Genomic DNA, 14,708 nt, shown 5'->3' with positions numbered 1-14,708 from the left:
CTTCAGCTTTGCCGCGTCGAGCGCATGCGCAGCTGATCCCCAATGCGTGCGCCTCGAGTTGCACCGCATCGGCGCCGACGACGAACCGATCCGCTACGCGGCGGCCGAGCGCGACGACAGCGGTCGCATGGTTTTCGAGTGGGACCGGCGTCTGTTCTGCGCGGCTCCGGGCTTCTACAAGGCCCGCTTCTCTGTGTCCGGATCGACATGCGGCGAGCTCGTCGTCGAGCTGCGCGACGACTGCCATGTGACCGGCGCGGAAAACATCGAACGCGCCGCGGACTGCGACGTTTTCGACGGTTCGCCTGCCGGTTGCGGATTTCTCAACTGTGGTAATGGCGCGCGCGATTGCTCGCCCGTTATCGAAATTTACGTCCCACCCTACGACGTTCCCCGAGGCTGCTAAATGTTTCGACCAATGCTGGGCTTCTCGGCCACGCTGCGCGGCCGGCTGACTGCTGACGCACTCGTTCTGCCGCTCCATGACAACGATATCGCGCGCATCGCCGCGGCGCTGCCCGGCGCCAGCGATTACACGCGGCTGATTGTCGGTGGCGCGCACCGCTTCGAGATCGTCAAAGTGACCGGACTCATCGCCGGCGCCGTGACGATCGAACGCAATATCGAGGGCACGGAAGCGGCGAGCCATACGGCCGGCTCGTGCGTCTCGTTTGCCTGGACGCCGATGAATCTGGCTGACTTCATCACGCAGGGCTTCGGTGGGGTGCAACCGGCCGTCTGCGAAGTGCTGCCGGGCTCCGATCGTGTCGAGGTCACGCAGGCCGACTGCAGCGTCACTGTGGACGTGCCGGCTCACGCGGGGGCGGTATGGCGCGCTGGAAACGCCGAATACACGGCGGACTCGCGCGGTGAAATCACTGTGCGTCCCCTTACGACGCAGCTCGCCGACGGCGAATATGTCAATGCGACGGTGGCGATTCGTGACGGGTACGTGACGGCGATCGCATCGGGCACAAACATCGTGTTCACGGGCGGTGGTTGCTGCGACGGCGGCAGCGGCTCGGGCGGCACTGGCGTGCCCGGCCCGCAGGGTCCGCAAGGGCCGCAGGGGCAGCCGGGCGTGCAAGGGTCTGCCGGCCCGCAGGGCCCGCAAGGTCCGCGCGGCCCGCAAGGCATGGATGGACCGGCTGGGCCGATCGGTCCGGTTGGTCCAGGCGGGGCGTCTGTGCTGGGCGGCGCAGGTGCTCCGGCGGCGAACCTCGGCAACGTCGACGACTTCTACATCGACACGATTAGCTGGATCATCTACGGTCCAAAGACGGCAAGCGGTTGGGGCGCCGGTAGGTCGCTGATCGGGCCGCAGGGTGCGCAGGGTCCGCAGGGCTCGCCCGGTGCTGAAGGCGCGCAGGGGCCCGCCGGTGCGGATGCGACGCAGGCAAACTGGAGCCTCGAGCAGGATGGAACCCTGATCTATGTCGTGGGGCCGGTTGGTCAGCAGTTCACGGTGGAAAACGCCACAGGCATGCAGGTCGTCGGCCCGACGACTATCCCCGCGAACGGGCGCGCAACGCAGAGCTACCCGCCGGGAGCATCGCCGGTATCGACGTTGCTTTTCATCAAGCAAAACGGCCTTTTCCTCGGTGTCGGAACGGTGGTTATCTGATGCCGGCCGTCAAGATCAACCGTTTCGGCGGCGTGGTGCCGCGCTATGCGTCCGCGCTGCTACGCGAGAACATGGCGGCCGAAGCCGAGAACGTGAAGCTGTGGCACGGCCTGCTCGAGCCGTTTCGTCGGCCGGCGCCCGTCTACACGTCGGACGCCTCCTGTGTGCGCACCATGCACCGCTTCGGGTGTCGCTGGCTCACGTGGGCGGATCCCTGCGTCGAGGTGGCCGAGTGGCTGCCGACGTGCGAGCGCGTCTATGTGACCGGCGTTGAGTCGTATCCGGTCGTCGCAGAGATGCCCGACGGCGACGATCCGTTCGTGTGGCATCGCGTCGGTCTGCCGCTGCCCGATATCGCACCGGTCGCAACGCCGCTCGACGCCACGCTGCCCGACCGAATCACGAGTAGCCGGATCTACGTCTACATCTACGTGAACAGTTTCGGCGAGGAGGGCGCGCCATCGTTGCCGAGCAATGAACTGCTCGACATGCACGAAGGCGCCGCCGCCGCGGTGGACATTCCAGCACCGCCCGCTGGTTGGGACATCGCCGCCATCCGCCTGTATCGCGTCGCGTCGCAGTTCATCGACGGCACGCAGCCCGCCCAGCAGACCACGACGGTCTACCTGTTTGTCACAGACCTCGCGCCGGTGGCGCAGCAATACGTCGATGCGGCGAACACTGACGAGCTCGGCGAGCCGCTGGTGTCGGAGCAATACACGCCACCGCCTGACGGCCTCGAAAACATCACGCAGCTCGAGAACGGCGTGCTTGCCGGCTCAGTCGGCAATCAGGTCTGGTTCTGCGAGCCGTATCAGCCGCAGGCGTGGCCCGTCGACTATCTGCTCGTGCTCGACGATAACGTGCGCGCGATGAAATGGCAGAACGGGATTCTGTACGTGATGACCGACGGCCACCCGTACGCGATCACCGAAGAATGTCCGGACGGCCAGTGTTGCCGCAAGGTGTTCCGCTTTCCAAAGGCCGCGCCGATCGTCTCGCGCAAGAGCGCCGTGCAGGCGCCCGATGGTGCGATGTACGCGACGCTGGGCGGTCTCATGTATCTGTCGGGCCGGCGCATGAGCATGGTCACAGGCCCCTGGTATGCGTCGGACGACTGGCAGGCGCTGCTGCCTCATACGATGATCGCCGCGACTGTTGAAGGGCAGTACGCGGGCTTCACGAACTGCGCAGGGTTTCTGTTCGATATCCGCGATGGCATCGAGAACGACGGACTGCAAAACAACGATCTGATGCCGCTCACGCTGACGCCGAACGCCGCGCATACCGGGCGCGACGGAAAGCTGTATCTCGCGTTCGGAAACATCGTGCACGAGTGGGACGCGGGCGCCGAATTCATCCCTTACCGATGGCTCAGCAGGACCACGGCCACGCCCGGACAGATGAATTTTTCGGCTGCGCTGGTGACGCTCGACGCGTACGCGCGATCGAGGATCGCGCCGTTCGGCGTGCAGTTCAAGTTCATGGCCGACGAACGGCTCGCGCTCGATCGACCCGTCAGGCGCTCTCAACCCTTCAGGCTCCCGCCAAACCGGCGAAGCGTGGATTTTGCTGTCGAGGTTTCGGGCGTCGAGCGCGTCCGTGAAATCAAGTTTGCGAGCAGCGTGCGCGAACTGGCTGTCTGATATGTCGCTTCCAATTGCCCGCGCGTGCGGGCTTTCGCTTTTCTGGAGTCTGAATTGAACGCAAAGATTTTCGCGCAGCAGGACTGCAACTATCGGCATATCACCGACACGATCAACATGCTCGCCGCCGCGGTGCACGAGGTGAATCCGGATGCACAGCCCGATCCGGTCAAGGCGCTCCAAGCGATCACGTTGGCTGTTACGGGCGCGCGCAAGGATCTGTACTTTGCTGTCGCGGAGGTCAATGGAATCACTGCAGGCTTCATCGGCGGCGCCCTTTCAAATTTTGCGTTCGAGGATCGCACCTACGGGCAGGACATTCTGACGTATGTGCTTCCCGAGCACCGGGGCACGACCGCGGAACGAGATCTCTCTGAGCAATTCGTCGGCTGGTGCTTCGGAATGGGTGCGTCAGAGGTGCGGGGCTATCTGACGAATAGCGAGAACGCCGAGCGTTTCGCACGGGCAGCCACCCGCTATGGCTGGGAAACTCAGGGCACGATTATCGTGCGCAAGCGGGGTGAATGATGGGCGGGGGCGGCGACGCGGTGTCGATCACCAACTGGTCCCAGATGCAGGACCCGTTGGGGCAGGGAGTCCAGTACGGCGTCAATCAGGTCTGGATGAACCAACAGGCGAACGCGAACCAGTGGGCCGCGCAGGCGAAGGCCAACGATGACGAGTGGCGCAAGCAGCAGGCAGACAACGTCAAGAAGTGGACGGAGCAGCAGAATGAGTGGCGCATCGCGTGGATCGTCGCGCAAGCTGCCTACGCTGGGGCGCAAACCCTGCTCGCCAACAATGCGCTGGAAGCCGCGAAGGATGCTGCGGAAAAGCAATACGACATCGCGGATCGCCAGCAGACGATCGCCGAGCAGGAATATGCGCGCTACAGCACCCACTTCGCGCCGTGCGAGGACGCGACCATCGACGAGGAATGCGCGCGTCCGGAGTACGTCGAGCCGATCGAGGACGAAGCCAATCGCGCGATCGTCGATGTCCGTCGCCAGTTCGGTATCGCTCGCGCGCAGGCACAGCGGCGCCGGAACCGCTACTGCATCGGTTCTGTGATTGCCATCGATCGACAGCTATCCATCGACGAGGCGCGCGCCGGCGGCGAAGCGAAAGAGCGCGTGCGCCGCTTCCTCGAGGAGCGCCAAGAATCGCGTCGCGACAAGTTCTTCAATCGCAAGATCCAGCTCTTCAATATCGGGCGAAACATTCAGGCGTCGTCGGTCAACGAACTCAATGCGGCGGCGCAGGTTTTTCAGCGCGGTACCGACATCGAGCTCGCCGGTCGTAACCAGTTCTATGGCGCGATCCTGTCGAGCCTTGGTGGCCTGATGGGTGCCGGTCTGTCGATGGTCGGCGCGCCGACGGGGTTCGGCTCGGCACAGGGCGGCCGTACCAGTTCAAGCATCGGCGGCTCTAGTTCTTTCTCGTCGGCGGTCGGATTTGGCGGCGCCGGTCTCATGGGGCCCGGCGGGCTCGGCTATGGGTTCGGCGCGTCGAACGGCGGAACGCTGTGGGACGCTAATACCCTCGGTCCATCGTCGACTTTCGCTTGAGGTAAAACGCAATGGGTTACTACGGCATCGCTGGCTTTGCAGGCGATTTCAACAAGGTGCGCGACGATTCGCTGACGTCTGGTTTGAGCGCCGCAAACAAGATGCGCGACACGTACCTCGCCGACTATCAGATGCCCGAGAAGATGACGGCGTCCGACGCGAACGCGACGGCGAACTCGATCAGGTACGACACGCTGAACACCGGCTACAACGACATGGTTCAGCACGGCGTGAACAATGCGTCGTTCAATGCGCAGCAGTCGGGCGTCAACCTCGACAAGCTGGTCGCGGAGCAGTCAATCCAGAAGCTGCGCGCGCAAGCGGCGCAGCAGGGCATGACGAACCCGGCTGATATCGCCCGATATGTGTTCTCCAATTTGCCGCCTGAACAGGTCGCGGCGAATCCGTACCTAACGAATGCTGCGCTCGAACAGCAGCGCGCCGCGGGTCAGGTGCAGGCCAATCTGGGTGGAGCGCTTGGCGGCACGCTCGGCGCTGGAATGACGACCCAAGGACTGCAAGACCTCGGCTATGGGATCACGGCGAGCACCGACGCGAACGGAAACATCGTGTACACCGACGGCAATGGGAACCGCTCCACTCCGTTTTCGCGCAGTGGGCAGATCCCGGCGACCGTGGCCTTCAGCGGCAACGTCGACCCGATGGCCGCCTACTACGGCAACCTCGACAGCATGGCGGCGCAGGATCAATGGCGACGCGATCAGCTTGCGCAGCGCGATCGGTATGACGCGTTGCGATACGGGAATAGCGGCAGCAGCGGCGCGGGCAACGTCCGTGTCTTGCAGGCTCAACTGACATCGTTGCAGCGCCTCTACACATCGCAGAAGGGCAACCCTGTCGAACAGGCGAAGACCCTGCAGCGCATCAATCAGGTCTTGGGGCAGTTGCAGGGCCAGCCGGGCGGGGCGCCCGCTGGTACGGGTACGTCCGGCATGAATGCGATCACGGGCGGCGGCGGTGCTGGTGCTCCTGGCGCCGGCATGACGGGTAACGCTTCGAATCCGTTCGGCTATGCAGATGACACGCCTTCGGCCGTGCCATCGTCGCCGCCGGCCGCTTCTGTTCCTCCAGTCTCGCCTGTTGTACCGGCCGCAGCGGCCGCCGCGCCGACGGCCGCACCGCTGAGCCTGAGGCAGATGCAGGCGGCGGCCGAAGCTCCGCAGCCGGTCTATCTGAATGCGCTACGCCGCGCGGGGCAACTACCGGTTATGTTGGATGCTGCCCAACGCGTTCCAGCCGCACCGGGCGGCCTGAGCGCCAATGACCTCGCGCTGCTGAAACTGCTTCGCGGCAGTTGAGGAGAACGCAGCTATGGCCGACAACCAGCGCGCCCGATTCGTCCAGCAATACGGACCCGTCGCAGATCGGGTCGCAGCACAGACCGGCATATCTCGCGATGTTCTGCTCTCGCAATGGGGGCTTGAGACGGGATGGGGCAAATCCGTTATTCCGGGCACCAACAACCTCGGAAACATCAAAGACTTTTCGGGGCGTGGTGTGCGCGCTCGCGACAACATGACCGACAGCCGGGACGCGTATCGCGCTTATGCGACTCCGGAGGCATTCGGCGATGACTACGCATCCTTGCTCGCCCGCCGTTACCCCGGCGCGCTCGGCGCTGGCGACGACGTTATGCGCTTCTCGTCGGCCTTGAAGGCTGGCGGCTATGCGGAAGACCCCCGATACGTCGACAAGATGGCCAGCATCTATGGTGGCTTGACCGGTGCGCCGACGGCCGGACCCGGCGCCAATGCACCAACCGATTCTCCGATCGACGCGGATGCGCTCTATGGAATCGCGCCGGCGGCAGGTCCAGCGAGCGGGCCGAAGATCGCGAAGATCACCACTGCGCCCGGCGCGATTTCGAAAGGCATGGCGTCGCAACAGACGCAACGACAGGACGCAGCACCAACGCCTGCTGCGCAGACGCCGGACTATTCCGCTTGGATTGACAACTATATCCGCAGCATCGTGAACAATGCCTGATACCATTTTGAACCCGTACAACATTGCCGAAGAAGACACGGCAGGTCGATTGCGGGCGCTCGGCGTGCTGACGCCGTATCAGCCGCCGGCGCCGCCGCCGATCGCCGCGTACGGCCTCGATCCATCAGGCATGCAGTCGCCGCAAGGTCCGCAGCAAATGGGACCGGCCGCGCCAACGTGGGATGCCTACAAGGCCGCGAACAACTTCGACGCGACGGACTACGTCGCGAAGCAGCAAATCTGGAACAACTATCGCGACAAGGTAATCGGCGATATCGCGGTAGCTCACGACGAAGATGCCGGCACACTGCGCACGTTCTTCGACGAGCAATACGCACACGACAAGCCGAAGGCCCCGACGCGCTCAATGCTTCAGGCTGCGAACGATACGATGATCTCGACGGGCAACGCGATCTTCGGCGGCGTCAAGGCTGTGTCTGATCTCGTGAGCCCGACATCGGCCGTCTCAGACTGGCTGGGTCAGCGAATCAAGGAAGGGCACGAGGAGTACTCGCCGGTCATTCGGGACGAGGAGAAGCGACGCGATCGCGAGGTCGCGGAAGCGAAGGCGGTCGGCGACTCGGGTATCCCTCAAAGTCTCGCGTACTACGCGCGTAACCCGTTGCAGGCGGCCGCAGAGGTCGCGGGCATGATTGGACCGCTCGTCGCGACCGGTGGTGTTGCAGGGGCTGCAGGTTTGGGCGCGCGCGGCGCGCTGGCTGCGAATACCGTGCTTGGCGGCGCGATGGGCGCCGGGCAGGTGCGGGGAAACATCTGGGACCGCATCTCTGCGATTCCCGACGACCAGCTTCAGGCGCAAAGTCCCCAATACGCAGCGATGCGCCAGACGATGAGCGAGCAGGACGCCAAGGAGGCCGTCGGCACTGCATTCATCAAGAACCTTCCGGAGATCGCCGGCGCTGGCGCGCTGAATGCGGTGGGGGCGCGCTTTGGCCCCGTCGAGCGCGCGATAGCGGGCGCGCCGACGGCGCTCGGGCGCAGTGCGTCCGCAGCCGTTGAGGCTGCCTGGCAGGGCACGCAGGGCGCCGGCACGCAACTCGCGACGAATGCTGGTCTGCGCGGCGTGCTGCCGAGCCAGTCGCTAGGTGAGGACGTTGGGCAGGCCGCGGCGACCGGTGCGATATTCGGCGCCGCAACGGGGGCGGCATTCGGCGGCCATCAATCTCCCACTGAGACGCCTGACGCCGTGCCGCCGCAAGCCGCTGATCCACTCGCGCTGCCCGCGCCGATATATCGGCTTGGCGCACCTGACGCGCCGCAGGGTTTCACGATGGAGGGCTCGGCGTACAACGCGACGCCAGCCGACGTGCAGGCAATTCTCGACGGGCTACCGAAGATCGCAAATCGCGAGTACATCGGCAATCACCTGACATCCGACTTGCGCAACGGCACGCTCGAGCAAACTGCCCAACAGCAGAACTCGCTCGGACGGGCCGCGCAACGTCTGCTGGCGCGCCTGCAGGAACAGGCGCAGCCGCGCCAGCTCGAAGCGCCCGACGCGACGCCAGCGCTGCCGTCGCCAGATATGACCGATGCCGGCAGCGATCTCGTCGTCGACGCGGCTGGCAACGTTCAACCAGTGACCTACCAACAATCCGCTGATGCCCGAGCAGCACGACAAGCCGCGGTCGACACCGGCCTTACAGGCGATATCCGCAATGCACAGGAAGCTCGCGCGCGTGACGCCACGCAAACGACTGGTGAAGCCATCGAACCTGCGCCTGATGCGTCAGATCGTGGCGCACCAGAACAGGCGCCTGCAACTGACACAGCCGCTGTCCGAGAGGATGGCGCTGGCGATGCAGGTAGCGCGACAGATGCAGCAACTGGATCGGCCGATGCTTCACTGACCGGCAGGCCGGTCGTCCTGCAGAACCGCGATCGCTCGTCGGCCGCCGCGATAGCGCAAATGAACTCCATCGCCGGCGATCCGGATCCCGCTCGCCTGTCGTTCTCGCGCGACTTTGCCAACGGTGCGCCGGTCGTCGAAGCGAACCCGGGCGCGGACATTCCCGCCGACCAGCTCGGCCGCCAGGACTTTGCGGTAGCTGCCGACGGCCGGCGCATCCCCGTGCAGTACGCAGTGGTCGACGCGGGCTCGTTGCTGCCGTCGAACCGGGCCGACGGGTCGCCGGTCGCCGGGTATGCCGAAGGGACTGGCACGCAGTTGCGCGCGATTGCCGGCAACGGGCGCGCGGCTGCGCTTCAGGCCGCGTACGAGCGCGGTACCGCCGATACATACCGACAGGGCATTGCGCACGATGCCGAGCTGACAGGCGTCTCGCCGAAGGTGATCCGCGGTATGCGTCAACCGGTACTGGTCCGCATGATGCCGCGCGACCATGTAACCGCTGACATTGGCGATGTGTCCAACACTGCCGGCACCGCGGCACTTTCGCCCATAGAGCAGGCGCAGAACGACATGCACCGCGTCGATCTCAACGCGCTTGAATTTAGCGATGCCGGTGAACCCACGTCTGAATCGGTGCGGCAGTTCGTTCAATCCATGCCGACGTCGGAACAGGTCGGGCTGCTTAATCCGGATGGCACGCCAACCCGCCAGGCCGTCGATCGCCTTATGGCCGCCACGTTCCAGAAGGCATATGGCGACCCGGAGCTCGTGCGCTTGTACGCGCAGGCAACCGATCCGGAGGCGCGCACGGTGCTCGGGGGCATGGCCGACGCGGCGGGCTCAATGGCAAGGCTCGACGGCGCCGGGAATCTGGACGTTCGGTCGCTCGTGACTGAAGCAGCGCGCGCGGCCGTCAATGCTCGGCGTCAGGGTGTACGGCTGAACGAGTTCGCGCGACAGCAGGACCTTGCACTGAATCCGGAAGCGCGTGAGTTTGTGCAGCTTTTCGCAGACAATGTGCGCTCGGGTAAGCGGATCGGCGAGACGTTGAAGCGCGTCGCCGACTTCGCTTATAGTGAGTCGGTGAAGCCGACCGAAGACATGTTCGGTGCGGTCGAGCGCGCAACGCGCGAACAGGTATTGAATGAGGTCAACGATGACACCAGAAGGGCGCAAGATTTGGGGCTCGCCGCAGGGCGTGAGCCTGCTGCGACGAGTGATAGCCGGCAAGGCGCTGAGACCGCAGGACGTGCAAACCGTCGATCTGCTGAAGAAGTCGGGGCCGCCCGACGCGGCGAAGCTGCGCAGCAACCGGCCAGCGGCGAACGATCCGGCGAAGCGGTAACGCAGCGGCCGACTCCGAAACGCATTCAGGATCGTGTTGCCGAGCGGCGGCGCGCGCGCGAGGCGGCAGCAAAGGCGCCGCCCGCTGATGAACCGCTGCTGACCAACCCGACGCCCGAGACGTTGCGCCAGCGTGTCGAGCGCCGGCGCGCCGCGAAAGCAGAAGATGAACGGGCACAGCGCGCCGCGGACCAGCGGGCCGAGGCGGACGCGCAGCGCTCCGACTTCAGGCTGACTGGTAGCGATCGCGATGCTGATCGCGCCGCAGCCAACGGGCAGGATCCGCTGTTCTCAAGTGATCGACGACGATCCGACACAACCGCACCGAACCACGAAGCCCCTCCACGCGAGGGGCTTTCTGTTTCTGGACGCATGACGGGTGAGGCCGTGCGCCGCGCGATCGCTCGCGACACCTTCGGCCACGATGTTGATGTGTACGACACGCTGGCTGGCGCGCCGGAGTATGTACGCCGGCAGGCCGCTCAGGAAGGTGCGCACGACGTCGAGGGCTTTTTTGACCCACGCACGAACCGCGTCGCGCTGATCGCTGAGAATCTGGCCAGTGCGGCGCGGGCGCGCGAGGTCGCACGGCATGAGCTGGTCGGCCACTACGGCCTCGAAAACATGGTCGGCCGCGACACCATGCGCGAGCTGACCGGACGTGTGATCGCCGCCGAGAAGCTGGGCAACAAGGTTTTCCGGGAAGTCGGGGACGCGGTCGACCGCACGCAGCCGGGACTGTCTGCGCAGCGCCGCGCGAAGGAAATGATCGCGCTCATGGCCGAGCGCAACATGCAGAACAGCGTCGCGCGGCGGGTGATCGACGCGGTGCGCCAGTTCCTGAAGAGAGCCGGACTGCTGCGCGGCGATATGACAGACGCCGAGATCGCAGCGACGCTTCGCGACGCGCAGCGCTACCTGCGCGAGCGCGGACGCAGCGTCACAGGCGAGGAGCTGGCCACCGAGTTCTCGACGTCGGGCCGCACGCCCACGATACGCGATCTGAGTGTCAAAAACCGGCAGGTGTTCGAGAGAGCATATCGCGACGCCGCCGCGGCGAAGCCGGAATTCGACAAAGCGCTGCGCGGCATTGCGGAGGCTATGAACGGCCACGCGCTCACACCGGAACTGAAAGGACGCGAGCGCGCGATCGACAAAGTGGTGAGCGATTACGCGGGCGACGCGACGAAGATCAAGGACGTGCTACGCGGAACGATCGTCGCGCCGAATGCCGAAGCCGCGCGGGATATCGTGCGGCGCGTGAGCGAGCGATTCGAGACAGTTGGCGAGCCGCGCAACAATCTGAGCGTCGAGCAATTACCGGAGGATGGCTATCGGGATGCGAAGTTCAACGTGCGCGTCGGGAATGCGATCGCCGAGATTCAGGTGAACGTGCCAGAAATGATTGCTGCGAAGAAGCAGGCGCATCCGCTGTACGTCGAGCAGTCGCGCCTGGCGCGCGACATCAAGTCGAACGGAGAAACGCCGGAGAAAGTTGCGGGAGTCCTCGAGCTTATGCGCCAAATGCGTGAGATTTACGATGTTGCCTGGGAGCGCGCTTTGCGCAGCAGCGCAACGAATTCGTCCGGTGTGAGCCAGTTGCCGTTGCGGCGGGCAGAATCGAAATCGAATGAACGCGGCGGGTCGGTGTCCCAGGCTGCGCAATATTGGCCGGCGAGCGGTTCTCCGATCGAGACAGGGATGCCATCGCCTTCAAAGTCGAAGAACAGTGCCTTCGGCGAAAGGTCGGAAACCGACGGAAGTGCGGAACGTGCCATAGGTAATACCTCCAGTGACACAGGGAGTATAGCCGACGGCGAGCCGGCGGACTTCTCGCGCGCCGGGGCGCGCCAGTCGTCGGTGCCACAGGTTGAGCGCAAGCCGACATTCTGGGAGAACATGCGCGCCATGTCGCGCAATCCGACGGCGGCGAAGGACGCAGCGCGCACCTTCCTGTCTGAAGGTGGATCAGCACCGCAGGCGCCGTGGCTCGAATCGGTCACGACGTTGCTGTTCGACTCGCTCAACCCGGTCGAGCAGATCATCCGACGCACCGGCGACACGCCGGCGGGGCGAACCCTGCGCAACACCATGCGCCTATTTCAGGGCGCGACGGAAAAGACGCGGCAGGACTTCGTACGCCATAGCGTAGACCCGACCATGACGGCACTGAGCGACTCATACAAGCGCGACTTCGCCAAGCTGGATTGGTACGCATCGCGGCCGGGCGATCAGGGGTGGCAGCAGTTCTTGCTCGATATCGGCACCGTCGGCAACCTGATCAAGCACGGCCGCGAGCGTAACGCCGAGATCGCACGCAAAACGGACGGACGCGACCTTGCCGGTTCGGGCCGCACGAACGAAGAGATCGGCGCGTTCGAGCGTGACGTTCGCCGGGACGCGCCTGGCCTGATCGAGTTTTACGAGAAGTTCTATGGTGAGCACCTGAAGCCCATGCTCGACTATCGCGACCAGACGCTCCGCGACGCCGGTCTGCTGACGCCTGAGATGCAATCCGGCCGCCCGAAGTATCAGTGGTATGTGCCGCTCAAGGGGGACCCCAACGCTGCGGACAGTGAGACGTCAAGCTCGAGCGGTGGCGGTGGCCTGAAGTCGCCCAAGGAAAAGCAGGCGATGGGCCGCTCGGGCACGCTCGCCGACAACGTGCTGCAGAACGTGTTTGAAGCGGGCGACAGCGCGATCCGGCGCGCGGGCTGGCAACAGCTCAAGCGCGACATGGTGCAGTTCATCAAGGCGACGCCATCGGCAAAGGCGCTGCTGTCCGCGCGCATCAACGAAGCGCCCAATCATCACGAAATATTCGAGAAATACGTCGGGCAGGACGGCGTCGTGCACGAGCGCGTGAAGCCTAACGCGGCGATGTCTCCCGAGGCGCTTGTGCTACGGGACGGCAACCAGACGACGATCGTCCATATCGGCAACCGCAAGGTGCTCGACGCGCTGCAGGGCGCAAACCGCGCGCAGATCGACGGCGTGTTCTCATTGCCGCAACGGGCGACGCGTCTGCTATCCGCGATCTATACACGTTACAACCCGATGTTCCCGCCGATGAACAAGCTGCGGGACGTGCAATCCATGATGTCGCTGGTGATGGCGGATGCACCGACCGACGACAAGATCGGCGCCGTGCGCCGCGCACTCGCCAACAATGTTGGGTTCACCGCGGACTGGCGCATGAAACCCGGCGGCGAGTATCACAAGTGGGCGGAGCGCTACGAAAAGCTCGGTGGCTCGACGCTGTATCAGGATCTGTTCCGCGACGACACGATGAAGAACCTGGAGAACGAGTTCGGCAAGATGGTCGGCGCGACGACAAAGTTCAAGGCGAAGGCGGCCGCGGCGAAAGTCGGCGACTTCATCGACCGCGTGAACGAGCACATGGAAATTTCGTCGCGCGTGTCGTTGTTCAAGGCGCTTGTCGAGTCAGGTGTGCCCGAGAGAGATGCAGCGCTGTACGTGAAGGACACGATGAACTTCGAGACGAAAGGCAAGCTCGGCCAGCAGCTCGGCGCGATCTACACCTTCGCCGGCCCTGCGCTGTTCGACGCGCGTCGCATGGCGCAGGCGCTGCGCACGCCGCGCGGCGCGGCCGTGATGCTGGCGCACTACGCGCTGATGTACAGCCTCTACGGCGCACTCAAATCGATGGGCGGGCAGGACGACGACGGCGTCGACAAGCTCAATAAGGTGCCGCTGTCGCAGTCTGGCCGCTTCCTCACTATGATCGATCCGAGCGATCCTGACGGGCGTGGCTGGAAGCTGCCCGTCGGATTTGGCTTTGGACGTATTGCACTGACACTAGCGGCCGCTACGCATCGCTATGCCGATGGGATCGACGACGTTGGCACGTTCGCCGGCAACGTCGCGAAAGACGGGTTGCTGTCCAATTTCTCGCCAGTCGATCCGACAGACATCGATCCATCGAAGGACATGGCGGGTTGGGTAATGCAGCAGTTTATGCCGAGCATTGCGAAGCCGCTCCTGCAGCTCGCTTTGAACCAGACCGGGCAGGGCAGCCCCATCCACAAACCCGACGAGTGGACCGGCAACAAGCTGAAATTCGAGCAGGGGTGGCCGCAGACCTCGGCGCTTTTCCGCGGGCTTGCCAAAGACCTGTACGACAGCACTGGCGTCGACGTCTATCCGGAGACCATTTCGCATCTGTTGCGTAGCTACGGGGGCGGTGGTGCGCTTGATGCGATCAAGGCAATTCAGGCGCTGGGCGAAGACGCAGGGACGGACAAGAGCCTGACCGATATTCCGCTCGCCCGCTCGTTCGGCTCTGGACCGCTTCGGCAGGACATGGTGGAGTTCCGCGAGCGATCGACGGAAGCCGACAGGCTGACGAACGAACGTCAGTACGCAGAGCGGCAGGGAACGCTCGACGAGTTCGATGCGGAGCACCCGAACGTCGAGCAGATCGCCGCCCTGTACAAGACGGCGAACAAGGAAATCAAGGGGCTGTACAAAGAGCGCAACGACGCACTCGCCGACGAAGATCCGGCGCGCCGACAGGAACGCGCACAAGAGGTGAACCGGCGCATCCGCGCGATTCAAATGCAGGCGAACCGCGCCCACCGCGAACTTCAAGCGCAATAGGAACAATGTCGACTTTCAGTGACCGC

At 64.4% G+C, this 14,708-nt stretch carries 8 protein-coding genes; all 8 read left to right on the top strand.

Annotated elements, in window-relative coordinates; genetic code table 11:
- Positions 1-46 precede the first annotated feature (46 nt).
- Genes OKW38_RS10880 through OKW38_RS10845 form a run of 8 tightly spaced genes read left to right on the top strand, consistent with a single transcriptional unit; the run spans position 47 to position 14,682 of the window.
- Positions 47-406, top strand: coding sequence for a hypothetical protein (locus tag OKW38_RS10880; protein ID WP_429361394.1), 360 nt, complete (start codon positions 47-49; stop codon positions 404-406).
- Positions 407-1,624, top strand: coding sequence for a hypothetical protein (locus OKW38_RS10875; RefSeq protein WP_429361392.1), 1,218 nt, complete (start codon positions 407-409; stop codon positions 1,622-1,624).
- Entirely contained in the window at positions 1,624-3,270 is a 1,647-nt protein-coding gene (locus OKW38_RS10870) for a hypothetical protein (RefSeq protein WP_429361391.1), read from the top strand. Before OKW38_RS10875 ends, OKW38_RS10870 begins: the two co-directional genes overlap by 1 nt.
- Before the next feature lie 54 nt (positions 3,271-3,324).
- Complete coding sequence (locus OKW38_RS10865; protein WP_429361389.1) at positions 3,325-3,798, top strand: hypothetical protein; 474 nt, start codon at positions 3,325-3,327, stop codon at positions 3,796-3,798.
- Entirely contained in the window at positions 3,795-4,838 is a 1,044-nt protein-coding gene (locus OKW38_RS10860; RefSeq protein ID WP_429361387.1) for a hypothetical protein, read from the top strand. Before OKW38_RS10865 ends, OKW38_RS10860 begins: the two co-directional genes overlap by 4 nt.
- 11 nt (positions 4,839-4,849) lie before the next feature.
- Positions 4,850-6,157, top strand: a complete 1,308-nt coding sequence (locus tag OKW38_RS10855; protein ID WP_429361385.1) for a hypothetical protein — start codon at positions 4,850-4,852, stop codon at positions 6,155-6,157.
- 13 nt (positions 6,158-6,170) lie between these two features.
- Entirely contained in the window at positions 6,171-6,845 is a 675-nt protein-coding gene (locus OKW38_RS10850; RefSeq protein WP_429361383.1) for a glucosaminidase domain-containing protein, read from the top strand.
- Positions 6,838-14,682, top strand: coding sequence for an LPD38 domain-containing protein (locus OKW38_RS10845; RefSeq protein WP_429361381.1), 7,845 nt, complete (start codon positions 6,838-6,840; stop codon positions 14,680-14,682). Before OKW38_RS10850 ends, OKW38_RS10845 begins: the two co-directional genes overlap by 8 nt.
- Positions 14,683-14,708: the final 26 nt, after the last annotated feature.

The organism is Paraburkholderia sp. MM5496-R1, assembly GCF_050436205.1.
Classification (GTDB): Bacteria; Pseudomonadota; Gammaproteobacteria; order Burkholderiales; family Burkholderiaceae; genus Paraburkholderia; species Paraburkholderia tuberum.
Note: the sequence above shows the minus strand (reverse complement) of the source record. Positions and strands in the feature narration are given on the sequence as shown.

Coding starts and splice junctions, on each gene's coding strand:
- OKW38_RS10875 (WP_429361392.1), top strand. CDS start 407: ATGTTTCGACCAATGCTGGGCTTCTCGGCCACGCTGCGCGGCCGGCTG.
- OKW38_RS10870 (WP_429361391.1), top strand. CDS start 1,624: ATGCCGGCCGTCAAGATCAACCGTTTCGGCGGCGTGGTGCCGCGCTAT.
- OKW38_RS10860 (WP_429361387.1), top strand. CDS start 3,795: ATGATGGGCGGGGGCGGCGACGCGGTGTCGATCACCAACTGGTCCCAG.
- OKW38_RS10855 (WP_429361385.1), top strand. CDS start 4,850: ATGGGTTACTACGGCATCGCTGGCTTTGCAGGCGATTTCAACAAGGTG.
- OKW38_RS10850 (WP_429361383.1), top strand. CDS start 6,171: ATGGCCGACAACCAGCGCGCCCGATTCGTCCAGCAATACGGACCCGTC.
- OKW38_RS10845 (WP_429361381.1), top strand. CDS start 6,838: ATGCCTGATACCATTTTGAACCCGTACAACATTGCCGAAGAAGACACG.